Annotated in this window: 18 protein-coding genes; 5 read left to right on the forward strand and 13 right to left on the reverse strand. The window is 43.6% G+C overall.

The genetic code is table 11. The features are described from left to right. Position 1: 1 nt before the first annotated feature. Positions 2-1,168, forward strand: coding sequence for a glycosyltransferase family 4 protein (locus tag ENI00_RS10075; protein ID WP_304101679.1), 1,167 nt, complete (start codon positions 2-4; stop codon positions 1,166-1,168). A gap of 64 nt (positions 1,169-1,232) precedes the next feature. Then, complete coding sequence (locus tag ENI00_RS10080; RefSeq protein ID WP_304101680.1) at positions 1,233-3,050, forward strand: ATP-binding cassette domain-containing protein; 1,818 nt, start codon at positions 1,233-1,235, stop codon at positions 3,048-3,050. Between the two features lie 234 nt (positions 3,051-3,284). On the opposite strand, the gene ENI00_RS10085 is transcribed toward ENI00_RS10080, so the two are convergent. The 7 genes from ENI00_RS10085 to ENI00_RS10115 form a co-directional block, all read right to left on the reverse strand. Continuing rightward, on the reverse strand, positions 3,285-4,205 hold the full coding sequence (locus tag ENI00_RS10085; RefSeq protein ID WP_304101681.1) for an ATP-grasp fold amidoligase family protein: 921 nt from the start codon (positions 4,203-4,205) through the stop codon (positions 3,285-3,287). Positions 4,206-4,919: 714 nt separating this feature from the next. Next, positions 4,920-5,723, reverse strand: a complete 804-nt coding sequence (locus ENI00_RS10090) for a glycosyltransferase family 25 protein (RefSeq protein ID WP_304101682.1) — start codon at positions 5,721-5,723, stop codon at positions 4,920-4,922. 130 nt (positions 5,724-5,853) lie between these two features. Further along, positions 5,854-6,846 carry a polysaccharide pyruvyl transferase family protein gene (locus tag ENI00_RS10095; protein WP_304101683.1) on the reverse strand — a complete coding sequence of 331 codons (993 nt, stop codon included), beginning with the start codon at positions 6,844-6,846 and terminating at the stop codon, positions 5,854-5,856. Positions 6,847-7,009: 163 nt separating this feature from the next. Next, the gene (locus ENI00_RS10100) at positions 7,010-8,068 is read right to left on the reverse strand and encodes a glycosyltransferase family 4 protein (protein ID WP_304101684.1); all 1,059 of its coding nucleotides are present in this window, start codon (positions 8,066-8,068) and stop codon (positions 7,010-7,012) included. Positions 8,069-8,190: 122 nt separating this feature from the next. Next, positions 8,191-9,309 (reverse strand): glycosyltransferase, encoded by a 1,119-nt coding sequence (locus tag ENI00_RS10105; RefSeq protein ID WP_304101685.1) that lies wholly within the window; start codon positions 9,307-9,309, stop codon positions 8,191-8,193. Then, positions 9,299-10,234, reverse strand: coding sequence for a glycosyltransferase family 2 protein (locus ENI00_RS10110; protein WP_304101698.1), 936 nt, complete (start codon positions 10,232-10,234; stop codon positions 9,299-9,301). Before ENI00_RS10110 ends, ENI00_RS10105 begins: the two co-directional genes overlap by 11 nt. Positions 10,235-10,952: 718 nt before the next feature. Next, positions 10,953-11,942, reverse strand: coding sequence for a glycosyltransferase (locus tag ENI00_RS10115; RefSeq protein ID WP_304101686.1), 990 nt, complete (start codon positions 11,940-11,942; stop codon positions 10,953-10,955). Positions 11,943-13,191: 1,249 nt separating this feature from the next. Between ENI00_RS10115 and ENI00_RS10120 the strand changes: the two genes are divergently transcribed. Then, a complete protein-coding gene (locus ENI00_RS10120) occupies positions 13,192-14,064 on the forward strand; it encodes a hypothetical protein (RefSeq protein WP_304101687.1) in 873 nt (290 codons plus the stop codon). Between the two features lie 113 nt (positions 14,065-14,177). Here ENI00_RS10120 and ENI00_RS10125 read toward each other — a convergent pair whose 3' ends face one another. From ENI00_RS10125 to ENI00_RS10145, 5 genes are all read right to left on the reverse strand, one after another. Then, positions 14,178-15,464 carry a phenylacetate--CoA ligase family protein gene (locus ENI00_RS10125; RefSeq protein ID WP_304101688.1) on the reverse strand — a complete coding sequence of 429 codons (1,287 nt, stop codon included), beginning with the start codon at positions 15,462-15,464 and terminating at the stop codon, positions 14,178-14,180. 127 nt (positions 15,465-15,591) lie between these two features. Next, a complete protein-coding gene (locus ENI00_RS10130; RefSeq protein ID WP_304101689.1) occupies positions 15,592-16,602 on the reverse strand; it encodes a CapA family protein in 1,011 nt (336 codons plus the stop codon). Positions 16,603-16,718: 116 nt separating this feature from the next. Continuing rightward, on the reverse strand, positions 16,719-18,002 hold the full coding sequence (locus ENI00_RS10135) for an O-antigen ligase family protein (protein ID WP_304101690.1): 1,284 nt from the start codon (positions 18,000-18,002) through the stop codon (positions 16,719-16,721). 3 nt (positions 18,003-18,005) lie between these two features. Then, the gene (locus ENI00_RS10140; RefSeq protein WP_349740411.1) at positions 18,006-18,557 is read right to left on the reverse strand and encodes a low molecular weight phosphatase family protein; all 552 of its coding nucleotides are present in this window, start codon (positions 18,555-18,557) and stop codon (positions 18,006-18,008) included. Beyond that, positions 18,557-19,672, reverse strand: coding sequence for a glycosyltransferase family 4 protein (locus ENI00_RS10145; RefSeq protein ID WP_304101692.1), 1,116 nt, complete (start codon positions 19,670-19,672; stop codon positions 18,557-18,559). The genes ENI00_RS10140 and ENI00_RS10145 overlap by 1 nt, the downstream gene beginning before the upstream one ends. Positions 19,673-19,788: 116 nt before the next feature. On the opposite strand from ENI00_RS10145, the gene ENI00_RS10150 reads away from it, so the two are divergent. After that, positions 19,789-20,967 (forward strand): ATP-grasp domain-containing protein, encoded by a 1,179-nt coding sequence (locus ENI00_RS10150; protein ID WP_304101693.1) that lies wholly within the window; start codon positions 19,789-19,791, stop codon positions 20,965-20,967. After that, positions 20,967-21,986, forward strand: coding sequence for a polysaccharide deacetylase family protein (locus ENI00_RS10155; protein ID WP_304101694.1), 1,020 nt, complete (start codon positions 20,967-20,969; stop codon positions 21,984-21,986). The genes ENI00_RS10150 and ENI00_RS10155 overlap by 1 nt, the downstream gene beginning before the upstream one ends. Here the strand turns inward: ENI00_RS10155 and ENI00_RS10160 are convergent. Further along, on the reverse strand, positions 21,987-22,921 hold a 935-nt coding region (locus ENI00_RS10160; protein ID WP_304101695.1), incomplete at its 5' end, for a GNAT family N-acetyltransferase.

Raw genomic sequence — 22,921 nt, forward strand, 5'->3', positions numbered from 1 at the left:
CGTGGCAACGAGCGATTCCGATAAAAAGCTTGTGGTGACCCATATCGTGTCCGGGGACATTTGGGCGGGTGCCGAAGCACAGGCATTTGAGCTTATTTCAGGGCTGCAAACCAATGGCGTGATCAAACCGACGGTCGTCGTCTTCAACACTGGCGTTCTTTTCGACAAGTTCACCGCGTTGGGTATCGATGTCACCCTTGCGGATGAGTCGGCTTTATCGCCTTTGGGCCAGATTAAAACCATCTGCAAACACTTGCGGAAACATCCCACCGACATTATTCATACTCATGGCTTCAAAGAGAATATGTTGGGCACGGCATCGAAATACCTGGTCGGCGTTAAACACTCTGTTCTAACGGTACATGGAAGCCCTGAGTCGCAGTCAACCTGGCGAGCCCCGAAGAAAAAACTAATTAACGTCCTGGATCGTGCATTGTCACGGTTTTGTCACGACGCCGTAGTTGCTGTGTCACAACACTTAAAAACTCTGTTGGAACCCCGATACCCGGACAAAACGGTCGTCATCCGGAACTTCATAGACACCGATAGAATCCCCACCACTCCCCTCCAACAACCTGATGAGCGAAACGAACCTGACGCCCTTTACAGGATCGCTCTAGTCGGCCGTTGCGTTCCGGTAAAGCGTGTCGACTTGTTTGTTGATACTATAGTTAGCCTCAGAACCGACCACAATCTCGACGTTGAAGGTAGCGTCTGCGGGGATGGACCGCTTCTTAACACCATGAAGCAATATGCTAAAAGCAAAGGCGTGGCACAATTCATTCACTTCAAGGGTTTTGTTCACAATATGGAACCCGAATGGACATCAATGGACACTTTGATAATGCCTTCTGATCACGAAGGCTTACCCATGACCTTGCTGGAAGCGTTACTGCGAAAGGTGCCCGTGGTTGCCCACAACGCAGGCGGTATACCGGAAGCGCTGGACTTTGGAAACTGCGGATTATTAGTGGATAACCACGATTCAAAGGGCTACACCGACAAGCTCACACAACTCATAAGTCAGCCAGAAATGGCAAAAAGGCTCGCTACCAACGGACATAATCATGTGATAAAAGCGTTCGGTAAACGTGAAAATGTACAAACATATGAAGAACTTTACCAAACTATCTCGCAGAAAAAGAAACACCTAACCCAAAATATATAAGCACCATCTCGACTCCTTGATCATTTTGTCGAGATGCCGAAAACAGGTTTATCAGAGTTTATTCATGTATATATTCGACGTTATAAAAACCATTCTTTCTGTTCTAGATTCCGCTGCTCGGAAGAAATACATTGCTCTACAATTTACATTTCTCTTCTCTGCGTTTTTTCAGGTTATCGGCATAGCGAGCATCGGGCCATTTATATCTATTCTATCCAATCCAGACATAATTCATACCAATACAGCGCTGTCATGGGTATATCTGAAATTTGGATTCGGCACCGATCTCCAATTTGTTATTGCAGCGGCACTGGGCTCACTGGTATTAATTTTTTTGTCAAATGCAGTAGCAGCCATGACTTTGTGGTTGACCTTTCGCTTTTCTGTGTCACTTGGCAGCAGTCTTCAACAACGAGTATACAGAAATTCTCTTTTTAAAGACTACTTATTACACAAAACCGAGAATTACAATAAGAAAATTGCACTAGTTGCCACGCAAGTTCCTCGTTTTGTTTATATGCTTGTTCAGCCATTTCTACTTCTAACAAGTCAGTTATTTATTGTAGCTATTATTCTTATTGGATTACTTGTTCTCGATCCACTACTGGCTCTTATTGCCGGTGGGATTATTGGAGGATCATATCTAATCACCTATATTGTATTACGAAAGAAGCTAGCACACCACGGTGCGATCATCTCGGAGAGAAACAATAAAGTACAGGGGATTTTGTCAGAATCCTTTATTGGTATTAAAGACGTAAAGTTGGACTCTCTCGAGAACCGATATATTGATCGGTTTAATACTATAAATGTCAGAGGCCTGAAGTCCCAAGCGTTTATTGCGCTTTCTGGCGATCTACCCAAATTTGTTATTGAATCACTTTCTTTCGGGGCAATCCTGGTTCTTGCTTTAGTTCTACTCATGACACAAAATGATTTTCGCTCAGTTGTTCCCATCCTGAGTATTTACGCACTCGCAGGCTATAAACTATTACCCACGATGCAACAAATCTACAAATCCCTTTCAAGCCTGAGCGGGCATGGTTCTGTTGCTAGTCTAATCAAAAACAGATTGGGACCTAGAACTACTGAACCCTCCGATGTCCTCACTCCAACTAAGCCAATGGTTATCAACCAAGTTCAACTATATGAGGCCAATTTCTTTTATGCCAAAGACAGCGCCCCCGCAGTTCATAACGCCAACCTAATCTTAAACAAAGGCCAAATCTATTCACTTGTCGGCCATTCAGGATCGGGGAAATCCACGTTGGCAGATGTCATACTGGGATTGCTTGAATTGCATTCCGGACAGCTGATTGTCAACGGTAAAGTTATCACCAACGCGGATCTCGCGTCTTTCCGTAAGAAGGTAGGATACGTAGCGCAGACAATTTTTATTCTGGATGACAACGTATTGAATAACGTCGCCTTCGGCGTGCCAGCGGATGAAATTGATTTGGATCGAGTCAAGCACGCTCTTGCATTAGCCAACGCTAATGAGTTTGTCAACAGTCTCCAAAACGGCATCTATTCAAATCTCGGGCAAGACGGAAAACTCTTAAGCGGCGGACAGCGGCAACGAATTGGCATCGCGAGGGCGCTATATAAACAAACAGATCTGCTTGTCCTAGACGAACCTACCAGCGCCCTCGATATAGAATCTGAATTCAAATTAATGAAAACCCTGAACTCCCTGAAAAACGATCTAATTATATTGATAATATCTCACCGACCTGCGGCTATCAAAATGTCCGATAAAATAATTTTGATGGAGAGCGGAGAAATTAAAGACCTTGATACATACACTAACTTGCTAGCCAAAAACGAAAAATTTCTATCTATGATGACTAGCACATTAGATAAAAAATCGAGCACAACATGACGGTAAGCACAATATAACTGTGTGCAGCAATATTTTATTTGTGTATTCGCGAACCGCCATCAAATAGGCTAATCAATGAAGTGTATAGCAGGGCTAGCTCTGACAAAAACGGCAATGAAAATTTATCTGATATTTTAGGCTAAGAGAAAGAAATGATAACAAACTTGTACGATTATTAAATCTACCTTCTTGACTCTTAAATTTAGCGCTTAACAACATACTTGCAATTCATCATTAAATAAAGCCAGCTCGACCGAGAATAGTCAAAAAAAACTGTTTAAAAACCAAATCACCAGGTTTTTTTAAACTAGTCAAATTCAAGTGCTCACCAAAAATATAGTCAAAACGTTCTGGCTGAAAGGGAGAAAAACCTCCACCTGGATAGAATGTCGCTTCACCAAAATAAAAATTATCGGCTGTCGCAAGAAAGTCTACACGGCAAAAAATAAAGTTCGCGGATATATCACGGGCAATCTTCTCCATTTTCTCTAAATGAGCTGAACGTTTTACTGACGTTGCGCTGACCTTTTGATTGCCCTTCCCCATATCGAGCCTGTTCCACTCCATGTCATAGACATCCAATGTGTGGTGTCCGAAACGTTCAGAATCAACCTGGACAAACTGCGGAGCGCCATTAAAACAAAAAATCTTAAAATCTCGCAGCTCACCGGCCAAATGACGCTCTATTATAATCTTCGGCTTTATGTCTCTATATGCCCACTCTCGAAACGTTAAGTAATGATTATAGCGTAGCCAATTTCCGAGTTTATTCTTAGCGCTATGCTGATCAAGCGCTAACTTATCCTCACAAATAATATTTGTATTCCATGAATGGTTACACTTAATTACAAATTTTTCCGGCAATGCATCGAAATCAATATCCTCGGGGCTTTCACATTCTTGGAATAGTTCATTCAATATATCGCCATAACCGATACATTCTATGTACTCTCTCACACGAAACTTATCAACTAGCTCAGTCATCAGAGGGTTTTTGTCATAGAGCTTCAGAACCTGAATCTTCTCGTTAAACGTTTGAGGTCTAAGAAGATTGATCGGTCTTCCAAAAGTTTTTTTGAAATGCTTAGCAATAAATATTTCGTTGCCCAAATAATTTTTAATGAAACGTTTGGCTTGCTGTAACAACCAATACATTCAGAAATCTCCTAAAATAAAGCGACTAACAATCCTTTAATATATAGATGTAAGGAGTCGATACGCAATGATGATAATCGATAAAATGAAAATTCACTTTCTTCGCACAAACCCCTAAATTTATGGATTACTCTGAGTTTTGTAAGATATTTCGCATAACAAGTCAATATATTTTTTCACTTCATTAGGAAAACTCTAACCTGTATAATTCATCTCTTACACGTTTTGATAAAAATAAAAACTCACGAGTTTCAATTAAATTCGGATTCGGAAGCTCGCAGTGGTCTTCAATTACCCTTGGGTCCCCAAGTTATAAATAATATCCCAGTCGGCATAATTGAAGTCACCAAAATAATTCGCCAGGTCGAGTTCAAACTTTTTACCTTCCTCCCAAAATGGAACGTATTTACCCGCGAATACTATATTAGTCAGTAGAAGATAACCGCCGAGTATGTGCTATCTGCGAGCTAAAGTGTAGGTGCTGATTTATAGGCGTTTACGATTTTTTCGACCTACCTCGCAGTCTCTATATATCGCAGCATGAAAACCTCGATCATTAATACCTAATTTATAGAATTCAAATCAATTAAAAATCGATTTTCAGAATTATAACTATATATAATCAAACGTAAATTTAATTACTCTAAAATCTGAAATAAATTACTCAACAGTCATTTTTATTTATGTCACTTTGTAAATTTTTATCATATAATTTTACTTAAGCTGATAGATTTTCCTCTGCTCACCATTTTTAACGATCAGATTATTAGAGTGGCGCTTTTCAGCTCTAGCCTGACGTTTAATAATCGATATTTGAAAAAAGGGAAAAATTCTGTACTTATGAATAAACTTCGAGAATCCGGAAATCGAAAGTATATTTGAAAATTTAGAAAATTTTGCAATGTCGCTGTTCAGCTCTTCATGACGGACAGGAAACGGAAAACATAGCGTGATATTATCAATTATGCCTTCATTAATATAATGCTCCCAGTCATCTGCACGGCATCGAGTGCTAAACATTTCGACAGACATTCGTTCCGCATCCATCCTTTTAATCGCGTATGCCATCGTCCCCCATACGTTTTCAATTTGATCTACCAAGTAATGGTAGCTTCCCTCATATATATAATCACTCTTTGTTATTTTAGTTGGTCTGAAAAAGAGGGCACACAAAAGTAAGGGACCATTTTCTAAATTGCTCGCAGATATAGATTTTACTATTTTACAAAATTTACTATCAAAAACAACATCATCTTCAATAATTATACCAACTTCTTCTTCGTCGTCTAACATCTTTCTTAACGCTTTTGAATGACTACGGGCACAAGCAACTTCGCCAGGCTTTAAAGCCCCCCCCCGCGGATCAGAATTATTAATTTTTTCTACAATTCCCGGCTCTATATCGGCCGCAGAGATCGCCTGAATTACCTCGTATTTAAGATCAAAGGAACTCAAGCGCTGTTTCATTTTCCGGAGACGCCTGCTTGAACAAGGGAGATTGATCACATAGATCTTCATAGCCAAACAACCTATAGATTAAATTTATCCGTGGTAGAAATTTTACGTTTGTAAAATTTTAATTTATTGACTTAGTGGCAAAAATATATTGATCACAAAGTCTAAAAAACATAAATTTCAAGGCTCCCGCTTACTTAAATTTCAAAGCCAACTCACGCGCTTCAGAAAACGATTGGGCCGCAATACAAAAACCATCACTACCCGTACTCCAAGCAGCTCGAAAGTTTCCGATCTTTCCATATGTGTTATCTAGTACCACGTGGGGAATTCCCATAATGGTACAAAGCACATGGGCATGGAGCCTGTCAGTAATCACAACCTGACCAGACGACAACAATAAGCAACCACGCCGTAATCTAAGATTAGCCGCCCAACTGTATATAAGCTTTCTAAACCTACTGCTAGTACCACCTAAGAGCCTTCGATCGAATCTAGACGCCCAATTAACTACCCGAAAAATATTACGATTTTCTTGTACCCAGTCACAAAAAAACGAATCCTGATCTGCCTCATCATGTTCATATTTCTGCTCACAATCCGTACGGAGCAAGCCCAATATATGAAAATCTTGTTGACTCATGCGAGGCGTTTTCTTTAAATAAAACGCCATATCTGGACAAAGATAGGAATGACCACTATGAATTCGCTTCGCTATATTAAAACTAGCTTCATCCCTAACAATTAAATGAAAATCAGAATGTAATTTTAGTGAGTCAGCACAACGCAATTCTTCTGATTCACGTTGAAAGTGAATTGACTGGGGAAGTTGAATTATTCTATGGTTTGGATATTGGCTTATCAACAACTCTCTTAGTTTCTGATGACGCGGGTAGATATCACCAAAATTCCCGCCTCCATTGATTAAAACTGCCACATCTGACGGTAACTTCGGATACCCGCGAGCCCCATGATAGCAATCATCAACATGTAGGATAAAAATGTCATGCTCAGCGAGGAAGGATTCTTGGCCTAACCAAATCGCACTATCACCGACATTCGCATAGTTTGGAAAATCAAATATAGCGACCCGATCATAACCTTTTAATATCGGAAGCAAGATTTCATCGATATTACTTTTAAGTTCACCAATCCTTAGATTCGTCAACTGATTATCCTTGTACATTATTTTTTCCCACGTTGAGAATTTATGTACTGCCCCTAAATAAACTATCTCTTTTTTAGAATTCGCGACTAAGTAGGGAGCAACAGACGACCAGAAATTTACAATAAAATAGATAATATTCTAAAGAACACCACTTACACCACTAATCTTCATTTTTGCATCGTTATTTTTTAGCCAAATAATTACTCAGATCCAAAACATAATTTTCCAATGAAAAATCACTCTCAATTTTTTTTGTCGCATTTTTTGATAACATTATTGAAAATTTATTATTCTCAATCAAAAGGTCAATTTTATCAGATAAATCTTTCGCCGAACCGGCTTCGACAAACAAGATATCTTCTCCATGCGAAAAATATTCCTCAAGGACAGGAGTGCGAGTTGCGATTACTGGGACGCCTTGCAGCATAGCTTCCATTACCGCTCTGATGCCCGATGGATAGGTCATAAAATCCTTAAGGGAAACAACAGATATTGACGATTGTGAATAAATTTCAAATAGTTCGTCATACGATAATCTTTCCTTAATTGAAACATTTTTTGGGACCACATCTATTTTAGATAAAAGGTAGGGTAACGTCACTATAATTAAAGGAATGTCTTTTTCATTTACCGCGGAAATTAGGGTATAAAAATCACGACCTATATCACGGCCTATTGCGATAATTTGGTCTTTTCTAATATTTTTAGTCGATCGGTTGTTCATATAAAATTCTACATCGACACAATAATGCGATACTAAAAACTTGGAACGAGCAACATCAAATTCCCTAGCCCATAAATTTGCTTGTGTTTCGGAGAAACAAATAATTTTATTCGAAAAAATTAGATTGATTTTTAGCAAGAACCTCCGAATTTTACTTTTCGGAAGAGCAAACATCGAATCCAGATATACTATTTCCTTCCTGAGAATTCTTGCTGATAGAGTTAAAAATAGAGAGAAGTCATCCTTAATCACAATCACGTCGGCGGGCCACCAATCTTTAAACATCCTTACGCTGGGTATTGTGAAATAGCGCTTAAATCGGCGCCGCATAGGAGATAATTTTCCCTCCCAGCGAGAGTCCGAAATATCAACATCCCAACCTTGCTCCTTCAATTGATAAAGGCCGGCTAGTCGCTCTCTAGGCACACGACCTTTTGAAATCTCTTCAATTGTAGGTCTGGCTATATCCGGATACATGAATATGTATTTTCGTTTCTTCACAGTGTTTTGATCCATTTATCCATCCAAAATTCTTGATTCAAGTTAATGGCCAAAGTTTAGTATAAGACACCAACAGTTTCAGCTAAATTTTTCGAAAGAGGAGCTTTATCGGCGCTTGCTTACCCATCTCCCACTCTTTAACCAACTGCATCTAATAGTGCGTGCCTATACTGAGATAGCATAGCTTCCGTAGAAAACTCTTTTTGTACTCTTCTCTGACCACATTCGCCAAGCTCGTTTCGGCGCACTGAGGAATTGATCAGCCCGAACAATGCATTTACCGCGCTTTCCACATCACCTTCCTGATAGATGAAAGAGTCATGACTATGCTTCAGCGTTGAGCAAACTGAAGGATTATTCGACGCAACAACCGGCAGGCCCGCCCGCATATATTCTAGTATCGCCAAAGACATTGCCTCCCCCTTGGAGGGATGGAATGCGATATCGCATGCTGCCAGCCTTTCGGCCACGTTATTCACCGCACCACAAAACTCTACGTAAGGCTCAATTTCAAGTTCTGCTGCCAGCTTTTTAAAGGTATCCAGATCTGGCCCATCTCCAAACAACTCATACCGAATATTGCGACACCCTCGCTCAAAAACCAAGAATCGGATAACCCGAAGCGCGAAATCAATGCCTTTATAGTAAGAGGCCCTGGCAACCGTCACAATCCTGACAACATCGCCCTCTTCCCTTGCGCTCCGCTTTAGACCGGAAACGTCTATTCCGTTGGTTACGCAATATACCTTGGACGAAGGCACTCCATTAACTTCGATTAGACGTTGCTTAACGTAAGGGCTTACCGCGAAGCAAGCAGTGCACGAGAAAAAAGGCAGCCTATTGGCCATCATCTTAAGCACCCTCTTGATCGCACCCGGGCGAGTCCGCACGCCGGGAGTATGGTCGTGGACAATGATTTCCCGAACGCCACACAGCCTGTAAATTAAAAATCGAAAAGATTTTGTTTCCTGATCGGTCAGGTAGACTGCCTTAATCGAGTTTCTTCTGATGTAGCTCGCCTGGTGCATTACCGAGCGGAAAGATCTGGACGTAAAATCCTCCTGTTCCACGATGCAGCTATGCTCAATCAAGCACTCCGGAATTTCAGAAACGGATGGGAAAACCACGTAGGTTTGATAATTTCTGTGTTCGTAAAAATCCGACAATTCACACCAAAGTCGCTCCATCAACCTCCAGGCATAGCCAGTATTAGAATCAAAGTTGCCTACAGCCAATACACCTGATTTACTCAACACGCTGTTGTTCCTCCGAAGGCTTTGCAAACACACGTTTTATCAAACGCTTCCAGTTTTCTCGGTAAAGCAAAGACTGGAAGATGTGTGAAACGCCAAGTTTTAAGAGGCCATGTTGTAAGTAACTTTTCCCCATCCCAAACTGCTTTTGTGAAATATAAAAATTGCACAGCGAACGGACATCTTTCTTCACATACAAATCCCTGTACAACTTCATGCTAAACAAATTGACGTGGTTTTTTGTCAGAAAATCGGCCGACTTATTTGAATCGTGAACACGCACTGTCGTCAAACTCTGACTGAGATAAGCGAAGTCATATTTTCTTGAAACTTTGAGCACGAAGTTAAAATCTTCGGATTTCAAGATGCCCGGGTCCCATCTGAAGTGATCATGTACGTCGCGACGTATCGCAAAGGTCGAGGGGTAAAGCGGATAGCCATTAAATAGAAGCCTCAGCAGATCCTCTCCTTCGATGGTAAAGAGTTTACCTTCCTGATTTCTCGCCAAATTATAGATATAGGGAAACATATCGGAGTTTGACAGGGTGTAGGGCTCTGGAAGCGTAATGTCATGCTTGTGGAAATCAGAGAAAAGGAACGCGATTTCGGGACTCGTATCTAGCGCATCTTTGTACATTGCAAGCTTCTCAGTGTGCCAGATGTCATCGCTATCCAGGTAACAGATGTAACGACCCGTTGACAACGCAACGCCTTGATTACGAGCAAAGGCTACGCCGGAATTGACTTGTTTGTGATACGTAATCAGGTCGCCAAACTCACTCAACACCGTTGAGGTATTGTCCGTTGAACCATCATCAACGACAATAATTTCAAAATCTTGCAAGGTTTGAGCAAGAACCGAATTTACGGCGTCAACTGTCATGTCAGACCGGTTATAGGAAGGTATTACAACTGAAAATAAAACCATATTAATTCCACGTAAATTTAAACAAGATGTCCATTGCAAGATCAACTCCTAGCCCCAAACCCGTCTCTTTAGAATGGGAAAAGGTTGAAGAGCAGAGTATTTCGCAGTTTCTGAATTGCCTGTGATCCTCACTATTTTTCTTAGCCATTTAATCTCACGAAGAACAAGCGAAGTAATCGAAGACTTCAAACCTTTACGGCCTACGTCTACGTCGCCTAGCCGCCTACACCCTGTTTCAGCTTCAGTTTAAGCTGAGCAAAGGCTAAATCTATTTTTACCATAAATAGCCAAGCAATTTTTTATAGCAGAGACCATACGATCAAGGAACTTTCGCTTCGGCGAACCGTAGTTATTTATTTTTATGCCTGGCTTGTACAGACCCGCGACTAATTAGGCTATATCTACTTCGCAAACTATGCCTCTCTGGTAGCTAACCCACAATCCATTCATGCTTTCCGCCATCCGGCCCAGTATTCGGTATTCAGCATTGTACGGATTTTTTCATAGCTGGGGCCTAAGTTTCACAACCCGATGATTAACCTCACTGCGAATCGCTTCCGGTTAACATACTGTACGGCAGCTTCCCGAAGAGGTCTATCGTCTCCAGATTCAACACTACCAGTGTTGGAGGGCATCAGCTTGTACAATCTTGGGCAGTTGTCCAAGCCGAGGCCAGAAATTAATGGACCGGTTGAATGCACCACTACAACTAGACGTGTTAACGCCTTCTAACTTTAGCGTTAGATCTAAAACTAAGGCGATTTTTTATGCCGGACAAGACCCCCAGTGTCCTGCCAATTAAATACAGCCAGTCTACGAGATATATCGAGACGTAGTCGAAAAGTCGCTTATCATTGACCCCGGATCTCCTGATACGTTTGACACTTAATACACCCGGGCAGGCAAATACAAGAAAAGCGGAAATAATAAGAGTCGATTTAGCTGCAGGTAAAAATATTAATGATCCCAGCAAACCGGTCATCCCGGCCATGAACGCCAGGGTTAACAGGAACGTCTTGTCTCGTAACGAATGTGGTAACCCATTGATGTAGTCAGATGAGTGCCACAACTGCCTTCCTATAAAAGGCATTACATTTGAGGGATTACCAAGATGAACGACGCTGAGAGATGGGTCAATTTCAACATTAATGTGTTCTTTTTTTAGCCGTACGGCTAGGTCGCTGTCCTCACCTGCGTTCAAGTATTCATCGAATCCTCCAATATTCTGGAAAATCTCTTTGGGTGTAAAGATACATCCTCCCACCAGCGAAATTTCCGTTATTGTCCGGCCTCGGGATGTCAATATCCAATATTTTTCCAGCCAAGAAGGGTTGTCACGCAATAGATATTGCCCCCCTATTACGCTGTCTGGATTTGCAGTTAACTTCCCCACGCCGTCGGTCAGCCAGTCCTGGCAGACCACACAGTCAGAATCCAAAAACACAACGACGCTGCCTTTTGCTTTCTGAACTCCGTAATTGCGAACAGCACCTACTTTCACATCCTCTTTAACATGGATAGAGACTTCACTGAACCTCCGTGCTATTTCAAGAGTTCGATCCGTAGAGCCATTATCAATCAGTAGAATTTCGTGACGGTCTTTCGGATAACTCAACAACATCAGTGACGTGAGGCAGGAAAGCAAGTAGCGTTCTTCATTGAACACGGGAATAACAATTGAAACATATGGCAATAATTCGTCTGACATAGACTCGCTCATAGCTTTGTTTTCAAAATTTGAATTTGCCGGTCTTTTTCCGAGATTTACGATTCAAATACTCAAACCTTATCTGCATTGCTCCTCCGACGTGATCTTTAAGAAAATTGAGTATTTTAATTTCGGTCGCTTCCGTATATTCGTTCGAAGCGATCAAGTTAACCTGCTGCAATGTCCCTGTTTTTTGAACAATGTAAGTTTCCGAAATCCCAACCATGTCTTTGAAAACCCTGCCACTCACTCTCAAGCGCTTTTTAATAGAACTGTTAGCTGCGACGCTCAAGTAGTAAAAAGAACACAATAGCATGTTCATCGCATAATTCTTGCGCAAGTATCGAGGAGTCGTGCTTGTCTTAGGCACAATGAGACCGCCCGCAAAGGAAGCACCGCTCTGGCACTCATCAACTCGGATTGACCGAAAGACCAATTAAGAAACGCGTAATTCTGCCTCATGGATTGTTTGGTTGTGAGTAGCGTCCGTGGATTACCAGCTGTACCAATCATGCTCAACGTCGTGGTGCTATTTTTGCTGAAGCTTTCACTATGAAAAGCGGAAATGCTTTTTTTACCATTGCTTTTTTGAGAACAGTGAAAAATCTCGTAAAGTTATTCAAGCCTATTTCCAACGCGGTTAAAGGGCTGGCCATCAAGCAACTGTTTGCAGTGCTCCGTATCCCGCAGTGCGGCTGTCACGATATCCTCAAGCGCCTACTTTGATCCAGTAAAAGATCGATTTTGCCACTTCCAAGCTAGCGAGCGTTTGATTAAAAGCTGTTCCATATCGAAACTGACGCAATACCAAACCGTATGTACTTAACGTTCCATCTTGAAATATCGATGGTAGGGTGTGGTAGCTTGACATGAGTACGGCCATTCCTAAAACTTCCATTGAGAGGAGTTTAGTGTTCAGTTGCGGCTGCCCTTTCAAAAAATCAAAAAAAGAACTGGAAGCTCAGCGCTCAAGTTGGCAGAATTCTACTGGGTAAGCGAACACGCCTAGAAACAGTATATCTTTTTATAGACAAGTTGTGACCCACTTCCCCTTCGCAGCCATGATTCGACCACTTTCTAAAGTCGGGACTTACAATTCGACAGTGCTGCGGCCGTATCTCCTAAGCGATCATCACAAAATCCAGCCCCTTATTAACGGTTGGTAACTAAAAAACACCCATATTCAGGATACAAATGTGCGCTTCCAAGCTAGGCTTCGAGGAATGATGTCCCCATGCTGAGGAATTATATGAATAAATTTAAAGTTGCTCTTACTGCTGCGGGGCTGTTCACACTCTGCACCTTCGCCAACGGCGACATGATTGTATCTGACTCTTTCGAATCCGGAGATTTGTACACAACAAGTGCATATGGATTCAAGTGGTTGGACACAATGACAACTTCTATAGTTACTGCAGATACCGAAGTTTTTGTTACTTCTCCGGTCACCCGACCAGCCCCTAAAACAAGTCGATGGGAAGCAAAAACTGGCGATCATGCCATGATGTTGCGTTATAATGCAGGGAGAAGTTGGACAGAACAGCGGTTCGTCTTCGATGAACCTCAACCGGAAATCTGGATGAGCTTTTGGCTAAGGGTCCCAACAAATTATACACACCCGAAAGTTAAAGGGGCTAGCGACAATCAAAAGCTTTTCCGGCTCTGGATGGACGGTTACGGCAACAAAGGAGATGGGACAACACTAGGTATGTCATTCAGGGGTAATGGAAATGGGGGATCCTATTTCTTTGCTAAGATTGCAGGTGGTGGTGATAAAGGTAAGGTTCCATTTATAAGCGTCCCCGGAGACCGCGGAAAATGGATGCATTTAATAATTCATGCGGACAGTGAAAGTACGCCTGGCGCAAGCGATGGAGTAATGGAGGTGTGGCGGAAGTGGGAAGGAGATATTGCTTACACTAAAACCCACGACTTTAAGGACCAGCCGATCAAGCTTAGTTCGAGCGTTAAAGGCTTTACCTCAGGGTACTTAATGGGCTGGGCTAACGCCGTATATCCCGTAGATACAGAATTTCTGATTGACGATTTCAAACTCTCGACTTCCTCGTTACTCTCAACCTATCTGGCCCCAAATTCGCCTTCAGAGTTATCAATAAAATAATATTATATTAGTGGTGCTATTAAAATTTTAAATCTGGCCGAATGATTACCCCCCGACAAAGAGCAGTGGTTTTCGGGGGAATTGCCGAGTGCCGTACCAAAAAGAAAAATTACTCACAAATTTGATTCAAAATATTGACTTTTCTTTTGTGTAATCTCGAACTTTTTAACGAAAACTAAATCACACTCGACATCTAATCCAAAGTATTGATCAAGCTGTTCCTGAACTCTATCGATGGTGATTGAAGAAAGTTCGCCCTCAATTGAAATAATAACCTTGCCAATCTCCTTTTGAACCACTTTGTAGTTCACCAAAATCTCATGTTCAAGAGCTATATTCTTAAACACATAATAAAACGTAAGAGCAGGATATTTTTTATTTAATCCATGGACGTTATTACCCTTTCTTCCCTGAATCTCGCTTACCAAAGGGTGGGCTCTCCCGCACGAACAAAATTTTTCACTTAACGATACTATATCTCCAAGATTATATCTGATTATAGGAAAAGACTGGGACTCGAGATTAGTTATAAGAATTTCACCCTCAGAATTTTGTTCCACTATAACATTCTCGACATTGATATGGAGTCCACCATATGGGCATTCAAAAGCGATTAAACCAGCTTCTGCAGCACCGTACTCGCTAGTAACTCGACACCCAAAAGCCTTGATGCTCTCGACATGATGAATATCCATAATCATTTCTGACGTTCCTTTAACCAACTTCAAAGCCGGAACATCGATTCCTTTTTCGTTGATTAATCTAGCAACCTCATAAACCATCGAAGAATAACCATTTAGAAAGCTCGCGCCACAAAGCTTCCGCGCAAAAGCGTCTATCTCGTCCGAGGAGTAGCCAAAAAGTCGAAAGCGATTTTGGAGCATATCAAGAAGTTTAACTTTCCGATTTTGCTTCCGCGATATGTTATAGCCCCATAGATACCCATTCCTATCCCAAGGCTTTACGCCATACCAGTCATATGAGCGCATCATTGCAGCTCGATTCAGCGAATCCCACCTCTCAGACCGGTTGAAACTTAATGACTGCCCCGAAGTGCCAGACGTTTCCGCCAACCTAACCTTTTCAAAAATATTGTCAGAATGGATCGAAGCATTATTTTCAATGAGGGATAGCTTATCTAATTCTGGAATACAAAACAGGTCACTAACACCGCTATACTCATTGGGCTTAAACCCCACCTCGCCAAACAACTTTCTATAAAAAGGTGAGCTTTCACCCGCGAAACAGAGGAACTTTCGAGCCTTTTCAGTCTGTAAGTCTTGTAACTGCTGCCGATTCAGCCATTCAGTGTCTTTAAGCTCGTCATAAAGTTGGAATAGTGATGGATTCCGAACTTTCGCACCTAACTCAAATAATCGTTTCGCGAGACCATCGTTCATTTTATACCTTCGCAAGATCTGAATGGAAAATTACTATCTATTGAACAATAAATTTTCTGCGCCCCCAGCACGCCAAAACGATCGCCTTTATAAAAGACGTTTTCATTATACTAATTCGTATCAAAAATTAACGTTTTATCATTACCGATAAATTATTTATTGCCTTATGAAGTATAAATTTAGCTTTTAATTTAACCTGACCTCTAAAAAAATTTCTTATAAAGTAATTTATTTTACGGATAGCCTGTTTTTCCATACTGGGACCCAAATCATAGAGCTTCAAAGAATCATCAACGTTCTGAACAACTCCCACCGACCTTGGAACAGCACCATCCTGAGTAATCTCGACCGGCCAAACTTTCGCTTGCAAGCCATTTCCATCAATTACAATATCTAAAATTCCAGTTTTTAAGAGACGGTGATCCCAGCAAAGATCAAATACGAAATTCCCGAGAGAAGGTGCAACTATAGAATTCCCTTGTTTCCAAACCTCATAAAAAAGATGGGGATGACTTCCAATAATACCAGTAACTCCAGCTTCCACTAATTCGTCTATCAAGGCTAATTGGTAGTCCATCGGGACCGTAGATTCTTCTAACCCCCAATGAAACATAACGAATAGATAATCTACTTTGGCAACCGACTTTTTTATTCTCTCTATTAAATGACTGTCAAGCTTTTGGTAGCTCAATTGCTTTTTGTTTGTATTGTCTGGCACGTCAGAAGCTGCGTAAAAGCCAACAGTTTCCCCCCCAACGTTGATAACCTCCATCTCTTGGCCTGCCAATCCAACCGGAAGTATCTTTGATTGCCTCAAAGCTTCTACTGTCTCGTCGAACCCTTCCCTACCGTGTTGGACAGTATGGTTATTAGCGACTTGAAGCACATTAAATCCACTACTTCGGAGGTATTCTGCTTTTTTTGGATCCCCTCTTAATACCACTCGTTCAGGGTTGTTGATGTCTAATTTGTTATTTGTTAGTGACGCTTCAAGATTTCCAGCAATAACGTCGGCTCCTTTGAAAATATCTCGTAAATCCTCAAAGATATCCACTGTCTCCAGAGTGGTTCGGGGACCATGTCCAAATGTTAAATAGTACTCACCCAAATTTATATCACCTACAAACAGCAGCCTCACGCAGCACCTCGATTTTTTTAAATTTAATGAACTTCTTAAATCTATGACCAAAATAAAAGATACGTTTGGTAGCTAACTGATAGAAAATCTCTCGCAATTTCACGAAGTAGTTCGTCTTAAATATATGGTTTAGGTATCAAATTTACGTTTTCTACGCTATTTTCGCGTTCTTTTTCCCTGAAAATCCTAACTCTTGCTATCGCTAAACCCAACAAGAAATAAATGTAAGGATAGAACGTGACTGACATGAAAAACGCACCCACAAAATAAGTCAGAACTGCCCCGTTTAGAGAGATCCTGAAGCTATCCAGGAACACTAAATCCTGTCCTGGGTCTTTGTGCTTTTTCAACAGCGACCTGCTGGAAAATATCGAAAAATGGAACCATAGATATAGAACGAGAGCAGGTACTCCAAGCGTGGAAACCACCTCGATTAGGGAATTGTGGGCGACCTCTTTTCTGTTCGATAGATAGCCGCCACCTTTAACCTTGTAGAACCTGTCATAATGTTCCGGAAACGTTTTGAGCCCCACACCCAACATTGGATACTCTTTGGCAATATCAATCCCAGCCGACCAATACTCGAGTCGCGTTTCGGAAGTCTGGTCAGAGCCTGCTGTTTCAAAGCGAGCTTTTTGCGCGTCCGGGACGATAGCCCAAACGAACGATGCGAAAACAGCGACATACACCAAATTTTTGAAGCGAATCTTCTTGTACGCCAGTAGTAAATAAATTAAGCCTACGAGCAGAGCGAGTTGCCCTCCCCTGGAGCTTGCGGCCATAACGGTCATAATCGCCGTTATTGGGAATAACCAGTACAATTTCGTTTTTGACTTCATGTACAGGATCAGTGGAATCGACAAAACCGCACACATTGCCATCAGCAAGCTGAACTCACCGCTATTCTGAAAAAAGCCAGCGGGGCCCTGTATACCCCAAGCCGCAAAACCAAAACCACGGCTGATCCAGGTACGTGCGCCAAATAAAGACATTTTGAAAATGCACAAGAAGAAAACGACCAACAACAGTTGTAGTTGCTTTACGTTTTTCACACAGTTCGACAGGAATAAAACTTCAAGAGCAAATATAAAAGGTGTGGTCAGATACTTGGAGGAAATGCTTGGGTAAAGCGAGTTCAAACCCGATAACACGGCCAGCGTTGCAAACAGGAAAACCAGAAAATGAGTGCCTGTAACTTTAAGCCGGCCATTACTGATCATGGCCAAAAAACCCAATAGAATAGTAATCTCCATCCAGGGTATAACTTCAAGTCCAGGAATTATGACTTGGGGGCGCAAGTAATACAAAACTATAAAGGCCAACCCAAGATAAAAGATTGAGTCCTGCCCTTTCAAATCCTGTCGAAATGTTTTTAGATCTTTTTTGAGTACAGAAAGCACCGGTTACCTCTTTAGGCTTTTTGCCAGTTCAACAGTATGGTAAACGATGTCATCAATGGTTTTACCCATGAATGTGTCGTTGGCAGAATAGGGATCGTGAATGCGGTACGTTTTCTTTTTGCCGAAGGATCCCAGAAGCAGGAAAGGCCCGCTATACCCGAGGCTTTCAATGGCTTTTATATGACTGGCTTCCATACACACGAAAACATCGCCGGCCCCGGGCACGTAGTCTTTTACGCTCATCGTTTTGTGGGATGACAGGTCTATGTTTTTTCTTTCGTACGCAATTTTTAACAGCCGGGGGTTTGCACCTTTTCCGGTGTTTGTGTTCAGGCCCAGTGATATAGCTTCTATATTTGAATGGCTTTTGAAAACCCATTCCGCAAGCGCGCTTCGGCAGATGTTTCCCTGGCATACGAATACGAGCCGTTCGGGTGGCGTTTCCCATTGAGTATAACGCCGAAAAAGGCCAATCCGACAAGAGATCCCGTCTCGTAAATACCGCAACAGGCCCTTTTTACTGCCGAATTTGTTCATGATGTATTCACGGAACATTATGCCGCCCCAAGTTCATAGAGATTGCTGTACCGCTGGCGCATTACATCCTCGCTGTAATTATCCTTTACGAACTTTCGACCTTCAACAAGGCGATCTGAACCCTCTGCGCTCTTCGCGCTCAGTAGAAGTATCTCCACCGCTGTAAACAGCGATTCGGCGGAATGCTCGTTGGCCAGGAACAACAAGTGCTCAGGCACCACTCGCTCCACTCCATTGCGGGTAGAGAGTATCGGCTTGGCTGCTGCCAGGGCCTGGGTCAACGCCAGTGGATGCCCCTCTGATGAAGATGTCATCAGAAACACATCGATGGACCCAAAAAAACCAGGCACGTCATCGATAAACCCAAGGAACTCAACGTTTTCCTCAAGGCCCCACTCCTTTACCTTCTGTTTAAGCTCGATGGCACCGCTCTTGGTATCATCCCCGGCGATTAGAAGCCTGACATTGATACGTTTGCTTTTCAAAAGCCGAATAAACTCAATGGCAAGGGGATAGTTTTTTGCAGGTCGTACATTCCCCAGACATCCCATGACTAACGGCTTATCGGACTGTCTTAATCCATGAACGGGAAGCTTTTCCAATTCACTCAAATCAATGCCGTTGGGGATAACGGTGGGATGAAGCCGGCAGTACGAACCAGTGGTGTGATTAATGGTATTTTTAAGGTCTTCCGTTACAGACACCACATGCCTGGCACCCATTTTTATAAGCGCCAGTTTTGCATTGCGAAAACGTTCGTCAGGAGAGATATCCACATGGCCATGAAACGTGGCAGTAACGGGAAGCCTGGTAAAGAGCCCAATAATAGACGTATAAACGTTGGAACCAAGCAGATGGGACTGAATATGTGTCACTTTTTCCTTTCGGATAATGGAAAACATCTCTGAAAGAAACTTGAGGTTCAGCGAGCCTTTGCAGTCACGGATGTAATAAGGAATAGAGCGCGCTTTAAGCTGTTGCTCTACCCAGCCCGGCCCTCGAATCAACGCTATACTCCGGTAGCCCTGTTTAATGCAGCCTTCCGCCAGTGCCAGAAAAACCGTTTCTGCCCCGCCCGGCCCCGTCGTGTCGATTACGTGCAATACGGTGGGAGTCATTTCACGTTTGGCCATTCCATTGATCCGTTCTCGATATTCGTTCTATGTTAACCTACGCTCTAATGTGGAGCCACTGCTGTTTCTACACGGATTTGTTAGATTCGATAACCTGTATTTCCGAGAGGTAGTGAATGGATTCCAATCTGCTTAGCGTGCTGGTTCTGGATGCCAACCAGCGTAGTGCTCTTGCGGTTACTCGTTCCTTGGGCAAATCCGGTCAATTCTCGATTACTACGGCTGATGCCACGGCTCAGGCGTTAGCGGGCGCCTCCCGCTACAGCAAAGTTTATCTGCAGCATCCGGACCCAAGCCAGCAGCCGCGCGATTTTATTACCTGGGCGAAGGATGTCACTGCCCGCCAACACTTTGATCTTGTGATGCCTACCACCGAGGTGACCAGCCAACTGCTGCTTTCTTGCAAAGATGAGCTACCGGCAATCGAACTTCCGTTTGCGCCTTACGAAACGGTCATGGCGTTATCTGACAAGATTTCCCTCGTAGAGCTTGCCAAAAGCCTAAATATTCCGGTGCCTGACAGCCAGATGTTCAAAAATTCGGCGGAGCTTGTGGGCGCTGCCGTCAGCTATCCTTGCGTACTCAAACCTGCGTTGTCGCACATTTTTACCGGGAATGACTGGATACATACCCACGTGAAAATCATTCACGATGAGGCCGGACTGCAGCAGGCGTTGGAACGTTCCCCCTATCTCAGAACAACCCCCTTTATGCTACAGTCTTTTATACCCGGTCACGGCGGCGGCATTTTTTGCCTGTACAACAACGGAAGGGCGGCGCAATTCTTTGCCCACGAGCGTCTCCGTGAAAAGCCTCCCGAGGGGGGCGTTAGCGTTTTAAGCCGGAGCGTGCCGGTTGATCAGGAACTGCAAACAAGTGCCCGGAAGCTGCTGGATTCAGTCAACTGGCATGGGGTGGCCATGGTCGAGTTCCGCATTACCCCGGAAGGTAAACCCTATCTTATGGAGGTCAACACGCGCTTCTGGGGGTCTTTGCAACTGGCAGTGGATTCCGGCGTGGATTTCCCCCTGATGCTCGCTAAAGCTCAGCTCGGGCAACCCGTCGCCAGCACGAACGATTACCGCGTTGATCAGCGATTGCGCTGGGTTTTGGGTGATGTTGATGGTCTTTACCTGTATCTGAAGGGGCGGCAGTCCTGGATGAAAAAATTTATGCGGGTCGTAAGCTTTCTCTCTATTAGACTTCGTCATCAAAAGCACGAAGTTAACCGTTTGCACGATCTGATGCCGGCCTGGCTGGAATTCAAGCAGTACATAAGGGCACTGGTTAAATAATGATGTTATCCCAAGCTGCGATTGACCTTCTAACAAGTGCGCCGGTTTCCAAACTGATGCAGCCGCTTCGAAAGAACGTTGTCCCGGTTTTTCTGTTGCACCGGTTCGCTGATGAATCCCGGGGCATCAGGGGCCACTCGCAGGCTCATCTTGAAGCCGCGCTTACGTACCTCAAACGACATGACTATACGGTAGTATCTGTGCGCCAGGTTGTAGAGGCCCTGATTAGCGGCGAATCACTGCCCCCGAAAGCGGTGGCCTTTACCCTTGATGATGGTTTTTACGATCAAGCTAAAACCGCACTGCCGGTATTCGAAAGCTATCAGGCTCCGGTTACATTGTTTTTGGCCACGGATATGCAGGATCAACGTTACTGGTCCTGGGACTACAAACTCGAATATGTGTTCAAGCACACGGTTCACCAAAGCCTGGAACTCGATCTCGGCGGCGGCGCCAGGCCAGTGGTGTTCGCACACTCCGAGGATAAGCGGGATCTGGTAAGAACCCTGCGGAACATCAACAAACGCCTGCCGAATCAGTCCGCAGAAGCGGCCGTTAAACATCTCGCCGAACGCCTTGAAGTAACGCTTCCCGTCGACGCCCCTGACGAGTATCAACCCATTGCCTGGGAGCAGGCCCGCAGCCTTGAGTCGCGCTACATTGAGTTTGGGCCACACACCCAGCGGCATCCGATTCTCGCTCAGGTCAGCCTGGAAGAGGCAAAGGATGAAATCGTCGGTAGTTGGCGAGCATTGCAAGCCAATATGGCCAATCCGGTGCCAGTTTTTTGTTATCCGAGCGGCCGGGAGGGTATTGATTTCGGCACCAGAGAACAGGAGCTCGTGAAACAGGCAGGTTTAATCGGGGCGCTGTCGGCAGACCCTGGCTACGTTCATCTTACAAGAGCAAATAACAACCTTTATGCGTTGAAGCGATTCAGCTTCCCCGATAATCTGGCTCACTTCAAGCAGTATTGTAGTTGGCTTGAGTACGCCAAAGAGCGGGTGTCACGCCGATAGTCATTGTCGGTCTTTCAATCGGTATAGCAGTTTCAGAACAGGATGTTTTACCAGCATAAGCGAAACCAATGGCTCGCTCTCTGTTGCCAGGCGTTGTTTGTAGTTTTCATTTTTGCCCGAACCGGCCAGCATGTCGAAGCTGCGGGTGCCCTCTTCCTGAAAAGCCCTTTCAATAGCGTAACCCAGATGCAAGGTGCCGATGGCAAGCTTGGGGTGGAAATTCTCTTCAAAACCACTTTGAAGGTTATAGACACACCCTTGATATTTAACGTTATAAAGCACGGATATCAGTTTACCGTCACTTTTCAAAGCCAGAAGTTGGGGCTCGCCGCCCTCGCTGATAACTCGTTTCAGAAAAGCGGTATTAAAAGCCAGAGCCTTTTCGCCGTAAACCGGTTTTCCCCAACGCCTCTTGTGGAAGTCGTTCAGGTAGCCAAAAAATACTCTCGGATCCTGGTCGCTGTCGTAAACATTTACCTGGGAAATACTGCCCAGGGATTCCAGTACGGAGCGTCGGTTATAGAGGCGAAGCCGCGTGTTTCGCCCACGGGCTTTCAGATAGTCACCAAAAGAATCGTCTGTGCGAATTTTCCAGGCGGTATCTTTGGCTGCCACCCTGACTAACCACTGCTTGTTGCGCGCTAATGCCTGGAGTTCGGTCACCTCTCTTGAATCGGCTCGCAGATCATTGAAGATGGCTTCGCCCCAAGGGACTTTATCCATCAGCTTTCCCAACTGGCCAATGGCGACTGCCGGGGTATCACTGGCTGTTGAGAACGTATTGTATTCCGTTCTGGTAGACCGTATTTTTCGGTAACTGCTGCCAACGAGCTCAACAGAACGAACGGGTAGAAAGCCTTTTAGGCGGTATGTTGACGTGTAGATGCCTGACTTGCCATCACCCCAGCTTCTTGCCAGTTTCAACCCGTTTTCCA

Source organism: Marinobacter antarcticus, assembly GCF_011049865.1.
Taxonomy (GTDB): domain Bacteria; phylum Pseudomonadota; class Gammaproteobacteria; order Pseudomonadales; family Oleiphilaceae; genus Marinobacter; species Marinobacter antarcticus_A.